The 24627-nt window shown below is 49.0% G+C and carries 18 protein-coding genes; all 18 read right to left on the reverse strand.

Annotated features, from left to right (window positions below):
* Positions 1 to 7 precede the first annotated feature (7 nt).
* The 18 genes from BM191_RS07955 to BM191_RS08040 all read right to left on the reverse strand — a co-directional run bounded on the left by BM191_RS07955 (position 8) and on the right by BM191_RS08040 (position 24627).
* Positions 8 to 937, reverse strand: coding sequence for an ACP S-malonyltransferase (locus BM191_RS07955; protein WP_092876926.1), 930 nt, complete (start codon positions 935 to 937; stop codon positions 8 to 10).
* Positions 938 to 947: 10 nt separating this feature from the next.
* Positions 948 to 2336 carry a hypothetical protein gene (locus BM191_RS07960; protein ID WP_092876928.1) on the reverse strand — a complete coding sequence of 463 codons (1389 nt, stop codon included), beginning with the start codon at positions 2334 to 2336 and terminating at the stop codon, positions 948 to 950.
* On the reverse strand, positions 2333 to 3070 hold the full coding sequence (locus BM191_RS07965) for an outer membrane lipoprotein-sorting protein (RefSeq protein ID WP_230479560.1): 738 nt from the start codon (positions 3068 to 3070) through the stop codon (positions 2333 to 2335). Before BM191_RS07965 ends, BM191_RS07960 begins: the two co-directional genes overlap by 4 nt.
* 60 nt (positions 3071 to 3130) lie before the next feature.
* Complete coding sequence (locus BM191_RS07970) at positions 3131 to 4441, reverse strand: ABC transporter permease (RefSeq protein ID WP_092876933.1); 1311 nt, start codon at positions 4439 to 4441, stop codon at positions 3131 to 3133.
* Complete coding sequence (locus BM191_RS07975) at positions 4442 to 5089, reverse strand: hypothetical protein (RefSeq protein ID WP_092876935.1); 648 nt, start codon at positions 5087 to 5089, stop codon at positions 4442 to 4444.
* On the reverse strand, positions 5079 to 5780 hold the full coding sequence (locus BM191_RS07980; protein ID WP_092876938.1) for an ABC transporter ATP-binding protein: 702 nt from the start codon (positions 5778 to 5780) through the stop codon (positions 5079 to 5081). Before BM191_RS07980 ends, BM191_RS07975 begins: the two co-directional genes overlap by 11 nt.
* Before the next feature lie 10 nt (positions 5781 to 5790).
* Positions 5791 to 6753 (reverse strand): ATP-binding protein, encoded by a 963-nt coding sequence (locus tag BM191_RS07985; protein ID WP_230479548.1) that lies wholly within the window; start codon positions 6751 to 6753, stop codon positions 5791 to 5793.
* Positions 6754 to 6759: 6 nt separating this feature from the next.
* Positions 6760 to 7977, reverse strand: a complete 1218-nt coding sequence (locus tag BM191_RS07990) for a beta-ketoacyl synthase (RefSeq protein WP_092876940.1) — start codon at positions 7975 to 7977, stop codon at positions 6760 to 6762.
* A gap of 1 nt (position 7978) precedes the next feature.
* Complete coding sequence (locus tag BM191_RS07995) at positions 7979 to 10540, reverse strand: beta-ketoacyl-[acyl-carrier-protein] synthase family protein (RefSeq protein WP_092877239.1); 2562 nt, start codon at positions 10538 to 10540, stop codon at positions 7979 to 7981.
* Between the two features lie 90 nt (positions 10541 to 10630).
* Positions 10631 to 11791, reverse strand: a complete 1161-nt coding sequence (locus BM191_RS08000; protein ID WP_092876942.1) for an aminomethyltransferase family protein — start codon at positions 11789 to 11791, stop codon at positions 10631 to 10633.
* A gap of 28 nt (positions 11792 to 11819) precedes the next feature.
* Entirely contained in the window at positions 11820 to 12101 is a 282-nt protein-coding gene (locus BM191_RS08005; protein WP_143088806.1) for an acyl carrier protein, read from the reverse strand.
* Between the two features lie 16 nt (positions 12102 to 12117).
* The gene (locus tag BM191_RS08010) at positions 12118 to 12666 is read right to left on the reverse strand and encodes a hotdog family protein (protein ID WP_092876944.1); all 549 of its coding nucleotides are present in this window, start codon (positions 12664 to 12666) and stop codon (positions 12118 to 12120) included.
* A 3-nt stretch (positions 12667 to 12669) separates the two neighbouring features.
* Complete coding sequence (locus BM191_RS08015; RefSeq protein WP_092876946.1) at positions 12670 to 13425, reverse strand: SDR family oxidoreductase; 756 nt, start codon at positions 13423 to 13425, stop codon at positions 12670 to 12672.
* A gap of 17 nt (positions 13426 to 13442) precedes the next feature.
* The gene (acpS, locus tag BM191_RS08020) at positions 13443 to 13814 is read right to left on the reverse strand and encodes a holo-ACP synthase (protein WP_092876948.1); all 372 of its coding nucleotides are present in this window, start codon (positions 13812 to 13814) and stop codon (positions 13443 to 13445) included.
* 19 nt (positions 13815 to 13833) lie between these two features.
* Positions 13834 to 15456 carry a ShlB/FhaC/HecB family hemolysin secretion/activation protein gene (locus BM191_RS08025; protein WP_092876951.1) on the reverse strand — a complete coding sequence of 541 codons (1623 nt, stop codon included), beginning with the start codon at positions 15454 to 15456 and terminating at the stop codon, positions 13834 to 13836.
* An 88-nt stretch (positions 15457 to 15544) separates the two neighbouring features.
* Positions 15545 to 18616, reverse strand: coding sequence for a two-partner secretion domain-containing protein (locus tag BM191_RS08030; protein ID WP_230479549.1), 3072 nt, complete (start codon positions 18614 to 18616; stop codon positions 15545 to 15547).
* A 1336-nt stretch (positions 18617 to 19952) separates the two neighbouring features.
* Positions 19953 to 24272, reverse strand: coding sequence for an RHS repeat-associated core domain-containing protein (locus tag BM191_RS08035; RefSeq protein WP_092876953.1), 4320 nt, complete (start codon positions 24270 to 24272; stop codon positions 19953 to 19955).
* Complete coding sequence (locus BM191_RS08040) at positions 24265 to 24627, reverse strand: DUF4150 domain-containing protein (protein WP_092876955.1); 363 nt, start codon at positions 24625 to 24627, stop codon at positions 24265 to 24267. The genes BM191_RS08035 and BM191_RS08040 overlap by 8 nt, the downstream gene beginning before the upstream one ends.

Genomic DNA, 24627 nt, shown 5'->3' on the forward strand with positions numbered 1-24627 from the left:
GTCTCCATTACATCGCTAATAGTTTTCTGCAGTGCAGAACCGGCGCGGATGACCCAGGAAAGTCAGCCAGCATTTGTCCAAGATAGGATTTATTGCTCATCTCAATGAATTGCGGGGCACTGGCATGATGCAAGAAATACGACAGGGTATCGGTCCATTTCACCGTTTGCGTTAAATGCAGTGCCAGGTTTTCGACTAGCTGCGTTGGGGCAGACTCAGCGCGCGCCGTGACATTCATTAACACCTCGTGCTCTGGTGCAGCAATCGGCTGTCCGGCAAGAAAATCTCTCATGGGCTGAATCCCTTCCCCCATTAATCGCGTGTGCCAGGCACCGCTGACGCCTAATTTAGTCAGGTTATAGCCAGCCTCTGACATCCTGCCGCTGAAATCATTAAGTAGCGAGGTCGGGCCACCAACAACCTGCTGGTTGGGCGTGTTATCGCAACTGATATCCAGCGGCATACCTGAACGAAGCAGCATGTCGCTGAGCGTCGCATGAGCCGCGCCCTTTACGGCCAGCATCGCGCCTTTGTTGTTTATGCTTAGCGCATTCATGGTGTTGGCGCGAAAATGCACGGTGGAAAATAACGTTTCCAGAGAGAAAACGCCGGCGGCGAACAGCGCGCTGTACTCTCCGACGCTGTGACCACAGGAGCCGATAATCGCGGTGTCCCTGAAACGCTCGCGCCAAAGGCTGAACAGCGTGACGTTTATTGCCGTCACGGCCATTTGCTGTATCGGGGTCTGAATTAGCTTGTTCATCGGTCCCCTCAGACAAAGCCAGCGCAGATCCTTACCGGAAATATCGCTGGCACAATCCCAGATCTGTTTCGTTGTGGCATTCACATCCCAGAGATCGCTTCCCATTCCGATAACCGGATTGCCCTGGCCTGAGAAAAGCAGTACCACCGGCGTTGAGGCATTTGTAAGCGTCATGGTTATTTCCTTATAAATAGTACTTCAAGCCAACATATACACCGACGGTTTCACCGAAGATGGCAAACTCTGAGCGCGCACTTCCTAACGCGCCGTATATCCCGCTGAAGAGTTCCAGCCGGTCATCAATAGCCGTCAGCGGCGTGCTAAAATGGATACCCACCATCGAACTGTTGTCCACAAGATTTAACACCACATACGGCTGCAGTTTCGACTGATGAGGTAATTGCAGGCTGGACCAGACGTTAAGATAGTGTTTGCCCTGCAACATGCCTTTGTTGCCGGTATTGTTGATTTCAGAGGAGATAAGATATTTATACGCGTCAAAAGCGCTATCCAACGGAGCATAACCCGTTCTGGCGTTCAGAAAACGCAACATTTCGCGCTGTTTTTGCCACTGATCGCGTGAATAGCCTTCGCTTTGAAAATAGTATTCCAATCCGAAAATAGTAAAGTTATCAGACGTATATTGTCCTCCCAGGGCCAGTTCGATGCCCGCTTTATCTTCCGCGCTGTACAGTGATGAGGGGAAAAGATAATCCTCAAGCTCCTGACGTTTCTGTCCGGACAGATGACGCCAGCGCTGGCTGGCGTTATACGCAACTTCGGCATTGATCGTCATCTGAGGCGCGAGGTTATAGCTATCGGAGAGCGCCAGCGCCCGTGAATCACCCAGCAAAATGCTTACGCCTGGCGTATGGTCGCGGAACTGATAAGACTGGTACTTCAATAGCCAGGCTTCACTGCTGTTTCCACGCTGGTTGTCTGACCATGTGCCAGAAGAGAGATAGCGTTTATCTATCGTCGCCAGCTTTGGCACGACGGTCAGAGATAACGCTTGCTTATCGTTATCAGCCGACAAGGTCGCCGCCCAGGAAGAGGATTGATAGGCCGTTCTCAGCTGCGGATCATACAGTCGCGTCGGCTTGAAGCCGGTGTAGTACTGGCTAATGAGGTCGGCGGGCGAACGCAGAAAAAATAGCCCGGGCTTGGTTTTCAGCTTACCCACCTCAAGCTGCACGCCTTCTGAGAGGGTGTATATAAGCCTGAGCCGTTCGATAATCGCACGCGAACGACGATCGTCTCTTTCAAATGGCCCCAGCGGCTGAACACCATACCAAGTCAACCCGTAGAGCGAAAAATCGAGGCTCAGGACGTTATCAATCAGCGAGCAATTGCTGGCGATGTTGACCCCAGCATCATTAAACAGATTACTTCGGGTATAGGGATTACGGCCATCAATCTGCCAGGTCGAGGGGTATTTCTCCACGAATGATAGCTGTTCAAACAGCGTCACCCTGGCGTTCTGCACTACCTCATCCCCTGAGAGACAATGCGCCAGCGAACTCAACGGCACGCAGAACAGCGCCAGCATGCCCCCCACCAGCAAGTGCCTCATCTGGTGCCTCGCTGAATGGCTTCACGGGTAAAAGATGATACTGGCAATGATTCCAGACGGATATCGCTGTACTCCATGACCGAATAACGTTTGCCGTGACGGGTATCCTGGACCAGGATTTTCGTCGGACGCATCTTACCCAGCACCTGATGAAAATCCTCGTAAGAAACCTCTTTAAACAGCTGATCGTCCAGAGAGTAATAGTCTGCTTTGTATGGCCGATTTTCGCCCTCTTTCTCTACGTAATAGAGGACTTTAGGCCAGGTCGCCTCTGGCGATCGGCGTGTTAATTCCAGTTTGTAGCAGATCGTATCGCCGCACGGCACTTCACCTTGTAGCGTTGCGTGATAGGCATATTCAAAATTGGTAACAATGACATCGCCGTTAGAAATCTGTCCCACCAGCCGCTGCTGCGGTGAAACCGGAATGGGATGGCGCAATTCGGGCGTATAGAACCACAGCGCATAACCATCGGAAAGCAGCACTTTCCCTCTGTCTCGCGGCGGATAGATAAAACGGGCCAGCGAACGAGCATCGGCTTTGGAATCGCCTTCAGGTTTGATAAAACGCATCGAAATATCTAAAACCTGTTTATTCTCAGATTGGTCTGACCCCGCTTTATATTCATTGATAGTCACTGTGTAGCGGAAAGGCTTATTCGGAGAGCGAACCTCATCAGCACGCCGGATTATTTCCAGCGCCTTTTCATCTGCCGGGGACGAATAAGCCCGCATCGGACAGGACAGAAAAAATGAAAAGAGTGTCGCAATAAGCAGGTATTTCATAGCGCGTCCTTACGAGAATTTGAATGCATCCGTAATATTAAGCCGCGAAGCGCGCAACGCTGGCAGTATCGCGGCGACCGTTGCCGTTAATATCGGCAGCACCAGCGTTATCCAGTTAAGCTCGAAGCTATTCGTTTTAATGAAGGCCGTATAGCCCACCGATTGCCCCGGCGACGGCGGCATGGCAATACCGTACAGATTGATAACCGATGCAATGGCATAACCGACTACCAGACTTCCGGTCGCGCCAATCATGCCGACAAAAATGCCCTCTAATAAAAAAAGGCGCGTCACATGCATCGGTTTTAAGCCGATAGCCCTGAGCGTGGTAATTTCCCGGGTGCGCTCAATCACATTCATGGTCATTGAGTTACCAATCATGAATATTACAATCAGGCTGACAATTAGCTTGATGAAGAAATAAACTCCGGACAGCAGACCTTCGACTTGCTGGTAAAACAGCGAAACTTCTCGCCAGTCTTTGACGATCAGGGGAAGGTGGTGATTTGCAATAAACTGGCGCAACCTGTCGCTGAAAATAGCCGTATTATCCTCTTTGAGCAGAATCAGAACCTTGCTCACGCCGTCGGTTCCCATCATACGCTGCGCAGTTTCCAGGGGGATTTTCATTGCAACATCATCATAATCCTTGATGCCGGATTTAAACACGCCGCGAAGCTTCAGGGATAATGCGCCCTGCCCCCCGTGAGTATTCACTACCAGTACGTCAAGCCAGTCGCCGTAATGGGCATCCAGCGCTTTTGCCAGTCCGCTCCCCAGCGTGATTTCATTGGTTTTAACCCGGGACAGGTCGCTGCCGGAAATGATCTTATCAAAAGATCCTAATTTCAGTGCCGGTAAGGGTTCAACGCCGAGAGCTGAGAAATAACTCGAGGTATCACTTTCGTATTTCGAAATCACCCCGGTAAATTCCAGCTGCCCGGAAATGGTTGAGATAGATCCGGCCAGCGCCGGATCGCTGAGGATCGCCTTTTTCAATCCGCTGTAGTCGTCAATCTGGCTTTTACTTTTATTCGTGGTTTCAAAATAGTTCTGGTTGAAAATCTGAACGTGTCCAATATTAGTGCGAATCGTTTGCTCTTTTAAAATCCAGAATGAGTAATCAATAAACCCGCCGTACAGAAATATTGATACGCCTCCCAGCACGATCGCAGCAATGGTCGAAAACGATCGCCGTCGGTGGCGGAAAAGGTTTAAAAACGCAAACTTCACATCCTGTGAGCGATAGCGCGCGCACCAAACAACGAACAGCAGAATGACCACCACCAAAACAGTGGCTAAAACCCTTTGCCCGGACATTTATTTCCCTTTCAACAGCGGTAACATTACCTGTGTCACTTCATTCATATCCCATTCCGGCGCACGGTCGGATACCCATGCAGCCGTCGCGCCGGGATCCTGCGATTTGATCTGCGCCAGCAGCGCGTCTGCCTGCTGTGGATAGTGACAGTTCAGCAGCGCGCGATAACGCATCCCTTCGATTCTTTTCACCAATGGGGCGTTAAAGGCCTGAGCATGGTTTAACAGCTCAGCGGTATCCTTGAGGGTGATGACGCAGCGCCCGAGATCGGCTGCCAGCCACGCATCAAGGCGTGCGCGTAAATAGCGCACCTGCAGATTATCCTCATGCCGCTCGACGGCCTCATCGAGATAGAAAAAACCCGTTTTGGCATATTCAGATGCCCGGATAACGTCATTGACCGTCATAAAATGGTCAGCCTGACGCAACACGCCATAGGCGTAAAACACCAGAGAGAGGGCATTGTGGTTCTGATGATATTCCGTAAACAGCGCTTCGGTGGTGTTCGCCAGCGCCCGGGGCTGAGTCGGGAACCCGTGCTGTATGACGCGCTGCGCGACGGGGGCGGCAGAAGTGCTCGCATTCACGGCCCAGGGCAGCGTAAGCAGGCATGCCAGAATCAGCAAAATTTGGCTATTACGCATCATGAACTAGCACCCCGTCTTTAATTTCAACCACACGCTGCGCGCGCGCCTTAAGCTGGCTGGAGTGGGTTGAGATGATAAACGTCGTTCCGATCTCCTGATTGATTTTCAGCAGCAGATCCAAAATAGCCTCCCCGGTCCCCAGATCGAGATTGCCGGTCGGTTCATCGGCGATCACTAGCTGGGGGTTATGCGCGAGTGCTCTGGCGATCGCCACTCGCTGCTGCTGTCCCCCCGAAAGCTCCGTCGGTTTGCGCCGGGTGAACGCAGCCAGCCCCACGCTGTCGATAAAATGCAGCGCCCGCGCTTTCGCCTCGTTCTTATCGATATAGCCATTCAGTACCAGCGGAAAATAGACGTTATCAAATACGTTTAGCACAGGAATTAAATTGAAAAACTGGAAGATAAAACCTAAATGCTTGCCACGGATCGCTGAAAGCTGTTCTTCACTGAGATTATTCAGCAATTTATTCGAAAACAGCACGCTGCCACTCGTCGGTTTATCGATCCCTGACAGAATATTTAACAGCGTACTTTTTCCGCTGCCGGATGGCCCACAGAGCGCCAGAAACTCGCCTTTGTCGATCTCCAGGCTGATATTATTCAACGCATCGACTTTGCTATCCCCGGCACCGTAGCACTTGCAGATATTATTTAATGATATCACCGGCAGCTCATTTATTATTACGCTCATAAGCTTGTCGTTATTCCTTGCACTGTTGAATATCGAAATAGCTATAGCCCTGCACCTTATCAGGCACGACGGTTCTTACTTTCCCGGCAATGTGGGCGTGTTGATTCATCCAGGCAATGCTCAGCGCGGGCGTCAGGCAACCGCTGGCACCGTAAGTGTCGACCAGATCAAGGGTGTGCTGCTGCGGAATGGCCGATAACTGCAGCAGATTTTTTTGTACGCCAGCGAACGCAATGCATTCCGCCTCCGCTGCGTTTTGGATGCTGTTCGCTATAACATATTGCCCACCCGTTACTTTCAGCGCGCTTTCCTGCCGGCTAAAAATAAAACAGCCCGTGCGTTCGACGGTTAAATTGACCTTATCACTCCGGCCCCGGTGCTTTTCACTTCGCGTCCGGGGGCGATCTTCGTCAGAAAAAACCAATACCGGAATGGCACGAAATGCCGCGCATATCACGACATAATCGAAAACCTCCCAGCTGAGATAATCCTTTGCCAGCGCGATTGCCTGCAAGAAAGCCTGCTTCTCGCCACGCATTTTGCAGGTTGGAGCACTTACCCCGAATCGTTTCACCAGGTTCTTTGGCAGGGTATCGATCATCGAAATATGCAGCGCGCTGGAAATATTCTCAAACGGTGTTGTTTCACCCCAGGAGTCGAGGTAAATGAATGCCGTTTGACGTTTTAATAGTTTCATTCGCTCTTTGGTAGGGAGCGCCTGCACCGCTTCATCTGCCGCCTGCTCAATGGCCTCAAGATAATCCTGATAAAAAGGATTACGTATCATCTCAGGGGCATAGCGCGCTGGCTGCGTTCCAAACCGCTTAAATCCCCAGCCGTTTGCATGGGTAGACTTCAATACTTTGTTATATAAATGCGCCTCCCAGACATTCAGCCAGCCTGGCTGGTAGAAATAAAATTTGTCTTCCGGCTCAATAATTGAAAATGAGGATAAATACATATGACCTGACATTATTCTTCACCGGTCCCGATCTATATCTGACATCACGACACCAATAATAGAGCCGTCGACACCGACGCCTGTTTTAAGAAGATGGCGTTTATTGTGATTAGTCACGCTGCGGTTTATCCATACATAATTTGCAACCGCGTCAATAATGTTATCTTTTGCCACGGGAGAAATAATTTCACGATTGCATAATGTGTGATGGCCAATAATTAAATCAACGATCCCCGATCCAGTCGCGGTATAACCTATTTGCCCTTTATAGGCCAGAACCGGAATGGTATGACCCTCTTCAAATATCGCTATCGCTTTGGCTTCCGCTCTGTCACTGATGAACGATCCGTTGCCGTGAGGAATGATGGCACACAATTCATCGGTATTGCGCTGCGCTTTTTTCATTGCCGATTGCATCACTTTTACTGTATTCGCGCTGAGCCATGCGCTGTCGTTACTTCGACCGGCGCTGATTTGACTGTAGGTGGTTTGCAGACGTATTCCTCCGTGAATCTGACGGGCGCATCGATGGCGTGCACTTTCTATCAGCAACACGCTGAACCCTTCGGCAAACACCACGCCATTACTGTTCTCGCCAAACGGCTGAACGCTATCGGTCTCCAGCATTGACTGGTTATTGAGAAACCAGAGATCCTGGGTTTTGATCTCAGAACAGTTGATCACCATAACCAGATCGACGCCATGATGTTCAATGGCCTGGCAGCCTATATGCACCGCGGTCAGCGAGGAATTACTGGTACAGTTCATATTTGGCGGCAAATACTGCAGACCATATCGACGGGCAAGATCACCGGCCAGGCGATCCTGTGACATATTCTCCACGTGCAGCCGCGTTAATGATGTTGACAATTGAATGTCTTCAAGATCATTTTTGTTATAAAAGCTTTTGTACGCCATGCCATCGATCCGGGGACCGATACCCGTCAGATAAACCCGGACGTCAGACCCGGTCAGGCATCCCCTGTCCAGCCTGGCCTGATGCAGCGCATTATCGATCAGGCGATAAAGCCGCTCAGCCACGCCTTCATCTGTATAGTCGAGCGTGGCAATGCGCTTATTCTGCTTAAATCCGCATGTTATTGCCTCGTCGTCAGACTTAAACCAGGGCTTTCTTTCGACGCATTTTCCCTGTCTCAGGTTTTGAATCAACTGAACAGGGTTTTCGGCAAACGGCAAACAAACGCTGAAGCCTGAGATGATAGCGGCATTATCCACATTACAATCCTTTGATTACAAAGGCGTAATAGTTTCCACCTTCCGTAGCACCCACCAGCAATACATGCCTGAGTTTAAGGTTCAGAGGCTCCCTGACGAAGCGAATACGCTCATCAAAGAACGCCTCGGTATAGGGTATGGGCGGAACAGCCTGCTGCTTAAGGCATTCGATAATGACAGTAAGGTTAAGCAAACCCGCGGCGGAGGCGACAAAACCAAAGCAGCCGTTATAGTTGACGACCGGGACATCCGGTTTGTCGCGGGCGAAGGTCTGATAAATCGCATCGACTTCAACGCGGGAGCTGGTGGGGCTGCCGTTGCTGGTGCCACACACCAGATCCACCTCCTCTGCGCTAATCCCCGCATCGGCAAGGGCTCGGGTCATAGCCAGCGCCATCGATGCCGATTTTTCGCCCTGAATTGATTCATCAAAATAGCTGTTGCTACAGGCTTTACCGTAACCCACGATCTCAGCCAGCACCTCAACACCGCGCGCCTCTGCCCGCTGCGGATCCTCCAGCAGCAGCATGCAGGCGCCCTCTCCTGGAACATAGCCTTTCGGATCCTGGCCGTAGACCTGATAATCACGCGCGTCAGAGGTCATGTGGAGCTTATCCGTCATCGCATTCATATACAGTGACATTGACGGGAAGTATTCATCAGCGCCCCCGACAAGCACCTGCGGCTGGAGATCCTGCCGGACAATTTCGTAACCGTAGGTCAACGCCCCAAGCGCCGCATTTTCGCCGGTAGCCAGCGTCGTGGTATACCCCTTGATCCCTTCGGAGATCCCGCAGAAGGTGGTTATCGCGTTCATCAGTGAACCTGGAAACTCAGAGGTTCTGACCTTGCGCGGATCGGGCTTGAGACTTTGCAGATATTTGTAGGTGGTCTCCTGCGGGCCGCTTGACATGCCCATGACGATGCCCAGTTCATCACCATCACGCTTAATCTTACGCTTCGCCTGCTCCAGCGCCTCCGACAGCGCGATCAGCGCGAAGGTGCCGCCGCGAGTCGCTTTGCGCGGATCAAAACGCCGTAAATGCTTGCGTGGCTCCAGCTGCGTCACCTGAAAAGTTTTAAACGGCTGATGCCCTTCCGGGCGTCGATTGTCAGAGAGGCTGAACGCGTCGCCAAACAGCGCTTCAAACTGCCGGGTATTGTTCAGAACGTCCAGCAGCGCCTTCGCCTCCTCCTGCGTATCTTCAGGGAAAGTGACGTCGCACAGGTCAACGTTGTGATGACCTTTCCATATGCTGTCGAGGATCTGGTGGATGCTGTGTCCAATAGCCGAAACGGCCCCTGTACCGGTAATCGCGACCCGCCGCGGTTCAAAGCGGCTAACGGGGATCGATCCGGGAGCCATGCTCACGATCATGCTGCAGTTGTTGCCCCCGAATGCATAATTGTTCTTCATGAAGATATTGACCTTTTTGTCACGGAAGGCGTTAGGCACATAGTCCAGATCGCAGTTCGGACGCTGGGTCGTGAAGTTTAGCGTGGGCAAAATACGGTTATCAGGTAACGTGACGAGGCAAGCGATCAGCTCAACAATACCCGCGGCGCCAATATTATGGCCAAAGTAGGATTTAGTTGAACTCACCGGCGGTATCTCATGGCCTGCAAAGACCTTTTTCATCGCCAACGTTTCAATGCGGTCATTCGCTTCCGTTCCGGTCCCGTGTGCATTGACATAATCAATCTGATCGGGTGTGATGCCGGCATTTTCCATCGCCTTGATCATCACCTGTGCGGCACCGCTGGCGCGCGGATCTGGCCCGGTTTCGTGGAACGCATCGCAGGATGTTGCATAGGAAAGAATTTCACCATAAAGCGTGGCGCCGCGCGCAACGGCATGATCATACTCTTCAAGTACCAGCGCGCCGGCCCCCTCGCCAATCGACATGCCGGAGTTGCCAGAAAACGGTGAACAGGCTTCCGGATGCATAACGTTAAGCGCATAAAAACCGGCGAAGGTCGGCAGATAAATGGGTTCCGTTCCGACGGCCAGCATCGTTTTACTCTTGCCATTCTGGATATAGTCGAATGCCATTCCCACTGCATTGGGGCTGGCGGTGCAGGCCGTCGCAACCAGTTCCACCCCGCCCTGCAGGCCGAGCAATGTTGATACGCTGGAGCAGCAGGACGCAAAGCCGCCCGAGAAGAGCGCCTTACGCAGAGAGAAGTCTTCTATGCGCTGCTCAAAAAGCGGTAAAAATGCCTCGGTACCTGCGGAAGATACGCCAACAATCAGGCCCGTTTCTTTAAGTTGCACCTGATTATCTACCAGGCCGGCATGGCTCAGCGCGTCTTTGCCTACTTTATAGGCCCAGAGTGCAGCGTTATCGAGCGAATCAATAATCTCCTTTGAAAGCGCAGAATAATCGATATCGTGCAGCACTTCAGCCGCTCTGGCATTTTCAAACCATTTCGCGAAACGCTCGCTGTTCGCGACGCCATTTTTTTTATTTAATAACGCGTCTTTAAAGTCCTGCACGTTATCAGCCAGAGAAGACAAAATACCTATCCCGGTAATAACAACGCGTTTCCTGTTTGTTTCCATCATTCATCGCATCCCTGTGTACAGACAACAAACAGCCGGGTGTCGCGACCGTATTGAATTATCGCCTGCTGTTTATGATGTTTAAATCAATTACAATGCGCTTTTGGCTTTCGACGCATCAACAAAGCTGTGCTCCGCCGGGTTAACCAGCATGCTCAGGTTATAGACGAACGGCATACTTTTGGTTCTGGCCGCCAGGGTTTCAGTCTGCGTTTGAATGTCAAAACCATCGATATCTGACCAGCCGTAGTCGCTTTCCAGCAAAGTAAGCGCAATAAAACATTGCAGGGCTGGTGAGAAAACGGCGTTGACCACCTGACCTACCGGCTGGCCTTTGATCATCACCTTGTCACCGGATTCGATACCCGAACAGGGCTCTTTGGCGATCATGCCAATCATTTTGCGGGCGTTTTCACCCTGCGACAGGGCCTGAACGGCGTCCTGGCCGATGAATCCCTCTTTGTCATACTGAACCGCCCACTGCATCTGAAGCTCAACAGGATTAAGCGCATAGCCAGACCACAGGTTTTCGTCCCAGCATGGGTTTTCAATACGCACAATTTTCTGATAGTCCAGACCGCCAGTTCGCAGGCAATATTTACTGCCCCGCTCATTTAATTGTTGCCACAATGCAAGCAGCTGCTCTTCATTGCCGGTCGCCATGTAGGCGAACTCGCCGTGCTTACCACAGCGGAATACCAGCAGTTCCTGATCGGTGGTCATAAACTCGTGATACGGCAGTCCGATAACGTCATAGCCATAAATCTCGGCCATCAGCTCCCAGGCATACGGGCCTTCAAGCAGAATTGCGCCCCAACTTTCGTCGCGCATATCTTTAAATTCGGGCGTTTCCTGAATATCCAGTTCATCGGCTTTTTCCAGCAGCTTATTCAGGCTTGCCAGCAGTTGGTCAGCTGAGAGGTTCTCCGACATAATGTAATAACCATCGGAAGAGCAGAGGACGTAAGCATCACCGAGGATTGTGCCATCTTCGTTAAGCAACAGCGTATAGATACCCTGTTCGTCACGAATGATGGAAATATCGGCGGAGGCCAGATAATTCACCAGTATCCAGGCATCATCGCCCAACACGCTGACGATCGACATATGCGAATAATCGACCAGCAGTACGTTTTCACGAACAGCTTTATATTCAACCTCAGGGGCATGGTAGGCTGAGGGTACCGTGATGTTATTATAAACACCCATCACCGCATGGTGTTGCGTATGGAAATCATTGAGAGAATTCATAAAGCGATCCCTTCAGTTATAAATTCAATTAATTTTTTTGCTTCTGAATAATAAACGTAGCAAGGCTATTGATACTTCTCATATAAGAGGGATCATCGCCTTCGCTAACCTTAATACCGAATACTTTATCCAGCATGACGACAATCTCCGTGGCATCGACGGAGTCCAACTTTAATCCATTACCGAACAGGGCGGTATCATCATCAATTTGCGAAACATCACGTTGAATATTAAGTCGATGGATAAGTTCTTTTTTAATCGTCTGCAAAACTTCCTTGCGTTTTTGAATAGCCTCTTTCATATCCGACATTTTCTCTCTCCCTTGTTTACTTAACTTCGCGAAAATTAATGATGGTGCCATTACTGATCAAACGTTTTCCCGCACAGGCAGACACGGAGTAATGTTTAAATCCGTGAACATCAGAAAACGCTAGCTTGCTGGTGACCTCAATTGAATCACCCGGATAGGCGACACCTTTAAATTTAAGATTCTGCGCCGCCAGCACGCCGCGAACCTCGGCGCGGCGGGTACGTATAATATGCCGCATTTCATCGGTGTTAATCCGGGCATGAATATCACGCAGCGTTTTCATCTCTTCGTTGAATTTTTCCTGGTATATTTCACAGATATCCGTCAGTAATGAAAGATATTCGCTGGCCTGCCCGAAAATTTCAGCAATCATGACGCCGGGCATAATCGGATCATCCGGAAAATGCCCTAACAAATAAGGGTCGTTATAGGTGATGTGTTTTGTCACTTTTACATAACCGTTGTCACCCTTTTTGAAGTCGTCGATTCTGTCGACCATCATCAGAGGCTGACGCCAGCCACCCATTTCCAGGAATATCTTTGAGGGGATTACGTATCTGGACATAGATCACCGCATAACCAGTCCACCATCGATAACGATGGTTTGCCCGACAATATAGCTGGAGGCGGAAGAGCTCAGATAGACGATGGTATCGGCCACTTCACCGCACTTTCCCAACCGTCGCAGGGGAATTGAGTCGGTGATACCACGCACCACGGTACGGGAGACTTTTTTTACCATTCTGGACTCAATCATTCCTGGCGCGACGGCATTGACGCGTATACCGTAAGCCGCCAGTTCACTCGCCAGCGTACGGGTGAAGCCCAGAACTGCCCCCTTAGACGCACTATAGTTTGACTGCCCTACGCTCGGCGTGATGCCAGTGATAGAGGCCACATTGATAATGGCCGGGCTTTCAGCAGAACGCAGCAACATCAGTAACGCTTTCGTCAGGCGGAACATACCGAACAGGTTAGTTTCAACCACCGTGCTGAATTCCTCAAAGCGCATTGAAGCAAACAGACTGTCTTTGACTATACCGGCGTTATTCACCAACACATCCAGCTTGTTTTCCACTTCACTCAGATGATCACAGAGCGCTGCAACGCTATTCTGATCGGCAAGATCGCACTGAATAACCGACAGTGTATGACCTGCAGGATGACTCCCTTTGAGCGCCGTTAAAGGTGCTGCATTGGTGTTATATAGCGCATAAACATGGCAGCCCTGATCCAAAAATTTAGCGCAAATCGCCAGGCCAATATCACCACTGGCACCGGTAATCAGAACAGACTTGTCTTTCATATCGTTGTATTGGTACATATCACTCACAATTAATTTTATTTATATAAGACGACAACCGCGATCGCATGGGTCTGACAATGTGAAAGAGTCAGTGAATGGTTCGTCAATCCTTTTTCAGCCATAAGTTTTTTTAGTCGCCCGCTAAAATTAAAACTTGGGCAACCGTAAGTGTCATGTGTGATTTCGATATCATGAAACTTTATTCCTTCACGGAAACCATATCCAACTGCTTTTACCGCCGCTTCTTTTGCTGCCCAGAAACCTGCTGCACGTTCATAATTGGGATCATCTGTATTAATTTTTATCTTCTCTTCCCAGGTATAAACACGATCGAGAAAATCGGTTTTACCATTCTCAATCGCCCGAGCAATACGTGAAAGCTCGACGATATCCGTACCGATACGCATAGAAAGCCATCATCCTTTTTTATAACTGATAAGACACATTAAAATTGAAATTCAATATATCGACATCCATTCCACGAGGATATTTAGCGGGTACAGAGACTGAAGCATCCCAGGTGAGGCTTTTTACACTACCCTGAATACCCACGGCACTGCCGATCAGGATCTCATCACCATAAAAGTTATCTTTTTTTATCTGCCCAGCGTCAATCCCTAAATAATATTGCGCATTCAAAAAACCGGCTGGATGATAAAGCGTATTTTGCAGATAAAAGCCGTTATTACCGTTCAGACCCACACTGTTTTCAAAACCACGGATGGTCCAGCGATTACCCAGGGTCATCTGATCTTGTAAAGTCAATTCATGCGGTGCGTACTGAGCAAAAAAAGATGCAGTGTAGATATTACTGCCAAACTGCTTCATATAATTGCTTTCAATATTAAAAATATGACTCACCGGGCTGACATTGCCATACACCATATCGGGCGTTTTTGTCGCCCCAAACCATGTGACAAAACGCTGCCAGGAAACGGTAGAATCCCAATAAGCATTATTTAACTGTTGCTTATAGTTGATACCGAACTTCACGTTCTCCATATCACGCTTTTGCAGTAATAATTCCTGACCGTTAATTTCAAACCTGGACTTTCGATGAATCAATTCGGCATTAGCCGTAAATTTTCGACTTTTATCACGATAAAACGTGCGCGAAGCTTTTGCGCTCCAGTAATCACTTTTACCCCTATACTCTACCGAGGTGTAACTCAGCGGAACGACCTGGCGAGACTGGCTGGAGCTGTAAAATAGCGTATAGTTCCAATAGCCGACCGGAAGTGAGTAATAACCGCTAATATTCTTATACTTCCCGGTTGTGCTTTGGGTGCCAGCCAGATAAAACAGGTCACTGAATCGGGCCGGATTATACAAAAATCCCACTACCGATGATAAATATCTTCCTGTTGCTTTATTGCCCCAGTTGTTATAGCTCGCTCTCACGTTCCAGTTTTTTGTACGATGAGTCGCAATACGAATATCACTATAATTTTTCTGCGTACCCGGTTCGATGTTAATCTTCACGTTAACGTTAGGCACCTGCTGCAGGTTTTCCAGGCCCTGTTCAATATCACGAATATTAAGGATTTCATCTTTCTTAAAGGGTAGCATCCACGGTATGACATCATCGTTTTCAACAATGACTTTCTCTATTTTTCCCGGCTCAACAATAAGCGTCAGCGTACCTGAGGAAATATTCTGCGAAGGCAGCTCAACACGAGTGGTAATATAGCCAGCATTAATGTAATAATCCTGCAACGCGGTAGCAATTTTTGTAACGCCGATATTACCGACGCAACGTCCTATCACCTCTCGTTGGATCACTGCGTTGGTTTTTCGCTGCAAAAAACCATTTTTCACAAGGAGCGACTTTATCGTAAAACAGTTCTTTTCTTCAGGAAAATTATCCAGCCTGAAGACTTTACTTTCAGCGCTGGAAAAAACTGATTTGTGATGTAATGCCTGCTCCTTAAATGCACTGACATCAGCATTTTGTTGCTGTTTTATAAGATTATTAATATCATCATCAGCGTCAACATGAAAGCATAGCGATAATAAAAACAACGAAAGAATTTTGAATCGCAATTCCATTTACGTACTCAGAAAGAAAGGCAACAGGATCTCAATTCAATCAGGTGCTAACTAAGAGCAGCTGTTGCCTTTTATTACTAATTATAAATTAAATACCAAAAACAGTACCGGCGTTATTTAATTTACCTGCGGTTAGCTTCGTACCGCCTAACCCACCGAAAACAGCACCTTTATTATTAGTTACATTTTTAGCCGTGACGTCTACTTTGCTGTAACTAAAAAGATTGAGGTAGTTATAAATATTACCAGAAGTATTGACTGCCAAAAGTTGGTTACTCATCAAGTTCGCACGATTGATAATATCAGCACCAGCATTGATTGTAATATTCTCTGCGAGAATATTACCTAACTGGTTATTCGTCACATATTTCTTTGTATCAAGATTAATGTCGGTTCCCGCCACGATATCTTTAGAGTTTTCAATGCCGCTCAAAGCATTAATAACCAATTCCTTACCTGAATAGATATCATTTAGATTGTACAAAGCACCGTTAAGAATAGTGAAATTCAGCGCGCCATTACTTTTGATAGAGCCGTTATTGGTAACACTCTTGTCAACAATCAGGCCGATATCACTATCCGCCTCGATACGTCCCCCATCGTTACTCAGTGCGTTAGACGTTATACTGACAGAACCCGCTGACAGTATTTTACCATTATTATTATTCACATTACCTTTCGGCGATTTAATGATCACATTACCCGCCAGAGAACTAATGATATTCCCCTGGTTTTTGAGATCATCAAGCGCAGTAATAGTGACATTTTTTCCGACCATATTGCTATTGTTCGTCACATAATGCTGAGTATCTATTATCAAATCACCTTTGGCAGAGATATCTTTGCTGTTCTCCACGCCGTTCAGTGCAGTAACTCCAAGCACCTTCCCTGATGATAGCGTATTAGTGTTATTGATGACGCCATTGAGAACATTTACCGCTGCATCACCCAGGCTACTGATAATGCCATTGTTAGTGAAGTTGTTTACGATATTCAGGGTCAGATTTTTATCTGCACTAATAATGCCTGTTGCATTGTTATCAATCAGCGAGCCATCGCTGTCATTCTCCATGAATGGCGTATCAATTGTGATATTGCCCACTGCATAAGTTGTCGCGTAGTTATTATAGAACGCCCAACCCGTTTTCAAGGTGCTATCTGCACCGCTCATGAGTAATGCGCGGGTATTATCTATACTACTTTTCGATTGTATACTCAGAGGGCCATTTTCAGCGACAATGCGGCTGTTATTGTTGTAAATGATATTTCCGGTAAGCGAAACGCCACCTTTACCAATCATTCCGCCTATTTGTTGCGGCATTCCGAAATAAAAGCCAAACGGATCGCTGAAGTCATTACCATTACGATTATCGATGCTGTTAATGGCATCTACCTTTAACGTTTTATTGGCAACGATCAACGCTGTGTCGTTATTCAGGTCGGCATTGGTCTTAATGTCAATATTCTGCCCGGTAATCAATCCGCCATGATTATTCAACGTATTGGCTTCTAAGCCGATATCACCCTCTTCAGAAATGATGACGCCGATGTAATTGGTAATATCGCCCTTCAGCGCTGCATTAACACCGCCTTTGCTTATAATACTGCCTCCATCATCGTTACGCAGAGAGTCGCCCTTTAAAATAGCTTTGCCGGTGGTGTAGATCTTGCCATTGTCGTTATCAATAGCCCCACTGCTTTCCAGAGAGACATCGCCTTTCGACGCCATTTGTCCCCCCTTGTTGCTGATGCTGTTAGCCAGAATCTGAACATCCTTACCAGCAATAATACCTAAAGAGTCATTACTGGCGGTATCGGCTGTTTTGGTCGAACCATTTGTTACCACTCCCTGGGCGGAAATTTTGGTATATCCCGCAGCCGAGCGGAGGAGACCTTTGGTATTGTCGACGTCGCCAGTACTGGTAACTTCAACATTTCCCAGCGAATCCACTAAACCACTATTATTATTCATCGTGGTGGATTCCAGGCCAACATATCCCCCCTTGATCTGACCATTACTGTTATCCAGAGTACCGCTTTTTAACGCGACGATACCGGCTTCAACGCCTACCGCTTTTCCTTTGCCAGAGTTAGTAAAGGTGGCGCTATTGGTATCCACAGCCAGCATGCCGCTAGCGGCCATTTTGCCATCGGTGTTATCAATAGCACCGCTGTTAATAAAGAGATTGCCGGAGGTCGAAATATTGCCCGCACGGGTGTTAACCAGACCATTTTTATTGGTATCCAGTCCGATAGACCCAACAGAATTAATCACACCCGTCGTATTATTGAGCATACCATTGGTTTTAATATTCACCGCACCAGTAGATTCAATGCGCGCATTGTTGTTTACCAACTGCCCGTTTGCGTCGATATTCACGCCGTTAACGCCACCGGCTATCACACCCAGGTTACGAACACCGACCCCGTTCTCCGTACTCACCAGGTTGATTTTATTGGCATACATTCCACCCAGTTCAGCGACGTCGATGCTATTGGCAGAACCTGAGCCTGTTGCCGTAACCGTGCCTGTCACCTGACCTGCCGCGTTGACGTAGTTATTACCCGTCACCACATTTAGGTCACCGGTGGTGACCTTATCGGTAACCACAACATTACGTGCCAGAATTTCTGTCGGGCTGGTGGTATTCAGTTGACCCAGAGTAATCGCACCGCCGTTAACGGCATAGCCAGCTAACTGGCCATTCTGAATATCGGGCGTACCGGTGGTTAAGGTCAGTTTGCCTGCATTAATTGTGCCCCCACCGTTTACCGTAATGCCGTTAGGGTTGGCGATGATTAAATCAGCTTTAGCTCCTGCAATTTCCATCGTGCCGTTAATAGCCGTAAGGTTTTTTGATGTCACTTCGTTAAGAATGACTTTTGCTGTGCCGGAGGCCAGATTACTGTTCCCCGCAATTTTTCCAGCGAGGACGGAATTAGCTTCAGCAATACTGTTATTGAAGATTACGCCATTTTTATCAACATTTAATTTATCATAAACGTTGTGAGAAAGCCCCTGGGCATTAGCCTGATTGATATTAATAACCGGAACATTATTTACCGAAGCGACAGAACCATTATTCATGCTGATGTCTGCAGCCTGTGAAATAAATGGCAAAGCCAACAAAACAGATGCCGCAACTGGATGCCACTTCATATTAAAATCTAACGTCCTTTTCTTTTTACTCATCATAATAAGCCACTCTCTATAACGGAATAATTATATTCATTAAAAAACACCATACACTCTCTAAATCACAGCTTTTCCATTGACCACTTACCCATACTTTCCCTCGCAATTTAAACTTTAATTTAGAATGTTAGGTTAAGCATTGAGCATAATTTTCCATTGTTAGCCATATATTATCCTGAGCCTTCCTGCAATCTGATTACGTCTAACTTATTGCATTGCTTAAATGCCATCTACAGCATAACAGATGAATATTTACAGCCTATTTTCATCGCAAATCCACAAGGCAGGATAACGCTATTTTCTGACAATTTTAACTCAACTTAAATTAAATACTTGCAATACGCTGCTTCAGCCCGCCACAGACGGCAGTTTATACAATGACTACAGCAGCATGCCATACGCTGTCAATAATAGATCGCATTATTGACCGTGTGTTAAAAACACCATTTCTCATCGCCACTTTGCTATAAAAACTTGACGAAGTGCTGCTGTATATAATGAAGGAATCTGACTCTAAACGTGCATCAATAACACCTTTAACCGTGTAAACACTTATCTCTAACATATAAATGGTATTTTATCGCATTTCATTTAATTATCAATATCTCAAAAAAGAGATTTTCAGCAACAGGCAAGCGCGGAAAACTTAAAAAAAGGATATTTCTTATATAAACCCAGGTTTTATTAAATCAATTTGAAGTGTACGAATGTAAATGCGCAATCCTGATTTTTTACGCACAGGAAATTACTTAAAAATAAACAAGAAAATAGGATGCCACATTTGAGAATTAAATTATTTTTTATCAAATATCATTCCATTAACCCTATCACAACACTATGAATGCACCGTATCCTTCAATAATATGACACTGTTTCACATGGGTATTGCTGATGACAAGTCAAGAAATCCACTATCGCTACATCCGTCAGGGATGAGGTAAGGATCACTTTGCTAAAATCATGCAGGCGCAGAGATCATCGCTTAAGCGTTTTGGCGACATCGTTTCTACGATCGGGTTAATGAAAATATTCGCGTATCTCAGTGAGCTTCACGGCACAGTAATATAGTCTGTAGTTGCAGAGCCGTATCAGAAAACGCAAACAAATGGATAAAAAGCGGCTTTGACGATGCAGCCGTTCTTCTTAAACTTACGGCTCTCCAGTTTAAATTGACAGAAAGGGGGCCTTGACTGGTTTTTGCCGCTTTTTCACAACAATATTATTGGGTTGGAGCATTGTGGACAGTCCAATTCAACATCCGGACTGGATCGGCGCAGTGCTTACCTGGTACTAAAATATCTCATGCAAGGAATTGATAACTGCCAGCAGGTATTCTTCTTCGTATCAGCACTTCTTGATCTTCTCTGGCCCAACTGTGTGCATCACCATGCAGACCCTGTCCCGAACTCACATCGGTAATATATCTGTCACGCACTTTCGACAGATCTATTTCGATAACATTTTCCATATGTCCCTCTGCGTAACATAACGCCTGATGTAGTGATCTTGACGTAGATATATATTGTGTTCTCAAATTCGTATTACCATGATGCGTCCCACCGGGCGACGGAGGGCCTTCGACATGAAATTGAGGTGTTGCATTAGCATGTGGGTCTCTGGCTCGAATATTGCGTCCTTCTACCGCATCTAAAAATTCTTCATCGCTTAATGCTCTGTATACAATGCCCGTATGCTCCTTCGTCAAACCTAAGGGATCAATCCAGCCGGTTGGATTGGGGGCATACTGATAAACATTTCCCCCCCCCATCAGGCCCAGCGGATCGGGAGAGATAAAACGCCCGGTGTCCGGGTCATAATAGCGATGATGATTATAGTGCAAGCCACTCTCTTCATCATAATACTGTCCCGGAAAGCACAGGGGCTGATGGGCCATCTCCTCATCCGCAGACCGGGTTTTCCGACGTTTCCCCCAGGCCTCATTCTCGGCCTTCCATATCAGGCGTCCGTCCTGTGACGTCATCGCATACGGCGTGCCGGTGGGGTCCGTATGGTAATAATTGATCCGGTGCTTATCGCCTTCTTTCTGAATCCGTTGCGCCAGCGGCGTATGCCCGGACGGCCCGTATAGCCAGGTAATCGTTTCCCCCGCGTGCTGCTCGTTCAGCAACCGGTTTCCGTCCCAGAAGAACAGGGTGGTACCCGCTGCCCCTTTTTTGTAGACCCGCCTCCCCAGCGCATCATAGCCATACTGCACAGTCTGCTTTATGCCATCACGTTGCGCCTCAACGCATTCAAGCAAGTTTTCCGGCGTCCAGTACAGACGTAAAAATCCACCGCCCTCAGACGTTTTTTCCCGTAAGCGTCCGCAGTCATCATAAACAAAATGAGCGTGCTGATAGTCTGACAGCCGGTTATTCAGAACTCGCTCTCCGTCGCTATCAACAATGTTATGCGCGGGATCGTATGAAAAACATGCTTCATTGGCGCTTATCAGCCGCCCCAGCGGATCATAGCTGTAATGCTGATTCATCCCGGATGGGGTGAGTACCGACGTCAGATTCCCGACCCGGTCATACTCGTAGGCGCGTGACATAAAATGGGATACGCTTGTCCCTTCGGTATCGACTTTCTGTTTAAGCCGCTTTCCGGACGGATCATAGTTAAAGCCGCTGGTGATACTACCCTGCGTGCGGCTGGTTTCACGATAGCGGATGTCGCGCTCAGTTTCACACACCATCTCGTTATCGAGATTAAGCTGATAGAAATGCCCGGCGCCATAGCAGAGATAGTTCAGTGTGGCGCCATCAGGCAGCCATGTCTGCCGCCGCCAGCCGCCGCGGTGGTAGCGATGCCGTAGGGTCTGGCGATAACCCAGCACCTCACTGGTTTCTGATTTCACCCGCCCGAGAGGATCGTAGGTAAAGGTGACCGTGCTCCCGGCATTCGATGCTTTCAGCAGCTTACCGCCCGCGTCATAACTGAAATGGCTGTGCGCGACGGCGTCTCCCTGCCTGACCGTTTTCTCCGTCATCCGGCCTGACGCATCGCGCGACATCGTGACGCAGATATCGGCCACCCGCGTCTCAACCAGCAGGCCGTCACCGTCGTAGTGATACTGCTTCAGCACGCCGTCGAACCCTTTTTCACTGATAACGTTATCATTATCATCGTAGGTGAACAGGTGCTCCGCGCCGTTCTCATTGGTCAGCCGCATTAAGCGGCGGGCGGCGTCGTAGTGACAGTGAAAAGTGTGACCGCAGGCGTCGGTACGGACCAGAATCAGGCCATCGGTATCCCGTTGCCAGTGCGTCTGCGCCCCCAGTGCATCACGCTGTGTCGTCAGACGCCCCCAATCATCATAGGTATAATGAATACGGTTACCATCCGGTCCGGTAACGGAGAGCACTTCTCCCCGTTCAGTGTATGTTAACAGGGTCCGGGTGTTATCCGGGTGGGTGACCGCGTTGATATTTCCCCGGCTGTCACGCGCCAGGCGGGTTGTCTGGCCGGAGCAGTCGGTGTGGCTCGCCAGCATTCCCATCCGGTCATAGCACATACGGCGGGTTTTTCCGTCGGCACCGGTGACGGCCGTCAGTAAACCCCGGGCGTCATACTGGTAGGCGGTGGTCTGCCCCAGCGCGTCAGTCTCACTCAGCAGATTGCCTGCGCCATCGTAATCGTAGCGCATGGTATGGCCCATCGCATCCGTCACGGCGGTCAGGCGGTTATCGGCGTCATAGCGGAAGGTGCTGCGATGCCCGGCGGCATTCGTCATCGTGTCGGTCCGGCCCAGATGATCATACGACCAGCGGGTTTCACGTCCGCCGGGAGAAATCAGGGCGATCAGCCGGCCTTTATCATCGAGCTTACGGGTGATGGTGGAGCCATCAGCCTGTATCAGTGCGGTAAAATTTTTATCGTCATCAAACTGGTAGCGCGTGACCCGTTTCAACGGATCGGTGACCCGCGTCTCCCCCGCACCATAGTCAAACAGCCAAGTCTGCCCCAGATTGGTGGTGTGCCGGATAACCCGCCCTTGCGGCGTGTAATGATCGTATTCATACCGGGCGCTGAGCCCGCCGGGCTGCGAATGTCCGGTTAAGAGATGATTACGGTACTGGTAGCGACGGGTTACCTTACCCTTCCCGTCCAGCACACAGGCCAGATCACCCTGCGCCGTATACTGATAGGTGACCAGCGTTTCACGCTGCCTCTTGCCTGCCGCCTCCCCGCTCAGTGAAACACGCTGTAGGCGCCGGACCGGTTCACCTTCAGGTAAAATCAGGCGGATAAAATGCAGATTCAGCTCTCTGCCCGCACTGTCAAAAAGCGCTGCCGGTAGCCCGTCCTCATCGTAGATTAGCCGGAGATGGTTACTATTCGCGTCGCTGACAGCAATCAGAGGCAGATAGGCGGCCCTGTCGCCCCGGCGATCTTTTTCATCCAGCGCCAGGGGCGCGAAGGTATAGCGCAGTCGGGCATCCCTGGTCGAAACGTAATAGCGCCCGTTCTCTCCGCGTTCAAAGCAGAGCTGTTCCGTACGGTTGAGCCGGCGCTGTCCGATCTCCAGCGCCGGCAATATGATCGCCTGCCCCTGGGCATTGATGAAGGTTAATTGCTTGCCGGCGCGCAGCAGGCGGGCGGAAAAAGGCAGGGACCAGCCCTGCCCCAGCCAGCCATTGCCGGGCTGGTCGGAAAAATAGCTGCGCTGCCACGCCAGGGGTATCACCGCCGGTAAAATAAAATCCTGTTCAGGCAGGCCGTTCAGAAACTTGATGCCCAGCACCGGGTTTACCGGATGGCCAGCTTTGGGGCACTCTTTGGGCGCGTGTTTTTTTTGCTCTTTTTTTTCTTTCGTCTGAATACCGTCTTCTTTTTTTTCAGTTTTAGATTGCGTGTTCCCCGGTTTTTCATCTGGTTTACTGGCGACTTTTTTCTCTTCAGGTTTGGGCGCAGGCTTTCCTTCGTGTTTGGGGCTATATTTTCCTGCACCGTCGATAGCCCCTTTTTCTGCAGTTTTGACAGTGCCTTTTTCTGCCTGCTTTAGACCGATTTTTTCAGCCTGTTTTGATACGGTTTTAGTGACCTTAGTTAGCGCTTTACTGACTGCTGCAGCGCCTTTTGCACTGTATTTGGCAATCTTAGCCGAGGTGCCAACTCCGGGCGCCAAATCCAGCGCAACGGAACCAAATGACATCGCCGCTTCTTTATAGTTACCCTCTGCGGCATAAATGGCGCCATTCGCGCCGTCAAATAGCGCACCTGCTACGGGAATGCCCCCCGCCAGATCCAAAGCGCCATGGACATACTCCCCCGTGACTTCCCATAACACCGGCGCGGATTCGATGAAAAAATTCTTTAAGGTTAATCCTCCACTCGGCGGATTACTGTCACTGCCCGGCGAGGCGGCTGCTGGTTCATTGATTAATACCCCTTCCGTATTTCCCCCGGCCGAGGAGTTGGGTACTGAAAAAGGAATATTCATAATGTGTACAGAGGGATCAGCGGAAGCATTTCTCGGAACAACTTCCGTGTTTCCCCCCACCGGGGACTCCTCTTTCGGGTTACCTTCCGCATTTTGGCTGGCAAGGGATTCCGGTGCTGAGGAAGAAATTTTCATAATATGTTCGAAAGGATCAGAGGATTCAGATTCATTCACCGTTGAATCTCCCGTTCATATGAAATTTATCCCCTTCGCGTATGACATATTTTTTACCAATCCGTACCGTGTTGCTGTGCTCTTTAGGCCAGCAGTCTCCGCCGGACGTACCACTTTTGACTCCCCCCGACGATCCCGCCTCGTCGCCTCGGGTTTTGGGCGCCTTACTTTTATCAAAAACGAAGGCTGGATTACCATTGAGCTGAACGTTATCAATCACCCCCTGAGCATCGCCCAAATCCGATATTACCTGATAGGGAACCGGGATATTCAGGGGAGGAGTCAGGCAGACGTCAGGTAATATTCCTACAATTAACCATTTGCTGTCCTTCCTGGCGCCCAATTTTTTCGCCAT

Origin of the sequence: Izhakiella capsodis, assembly GCF_900115045.1 — a bacterium.
In the GTDB taxonomy this organism is placed as follows: Bacteria; Pseudomonadota; Gammaproteobacteria; order Enterobacterales; family Enterobacteriaceae; genus Izhakiella; species Izhakiella capsodis.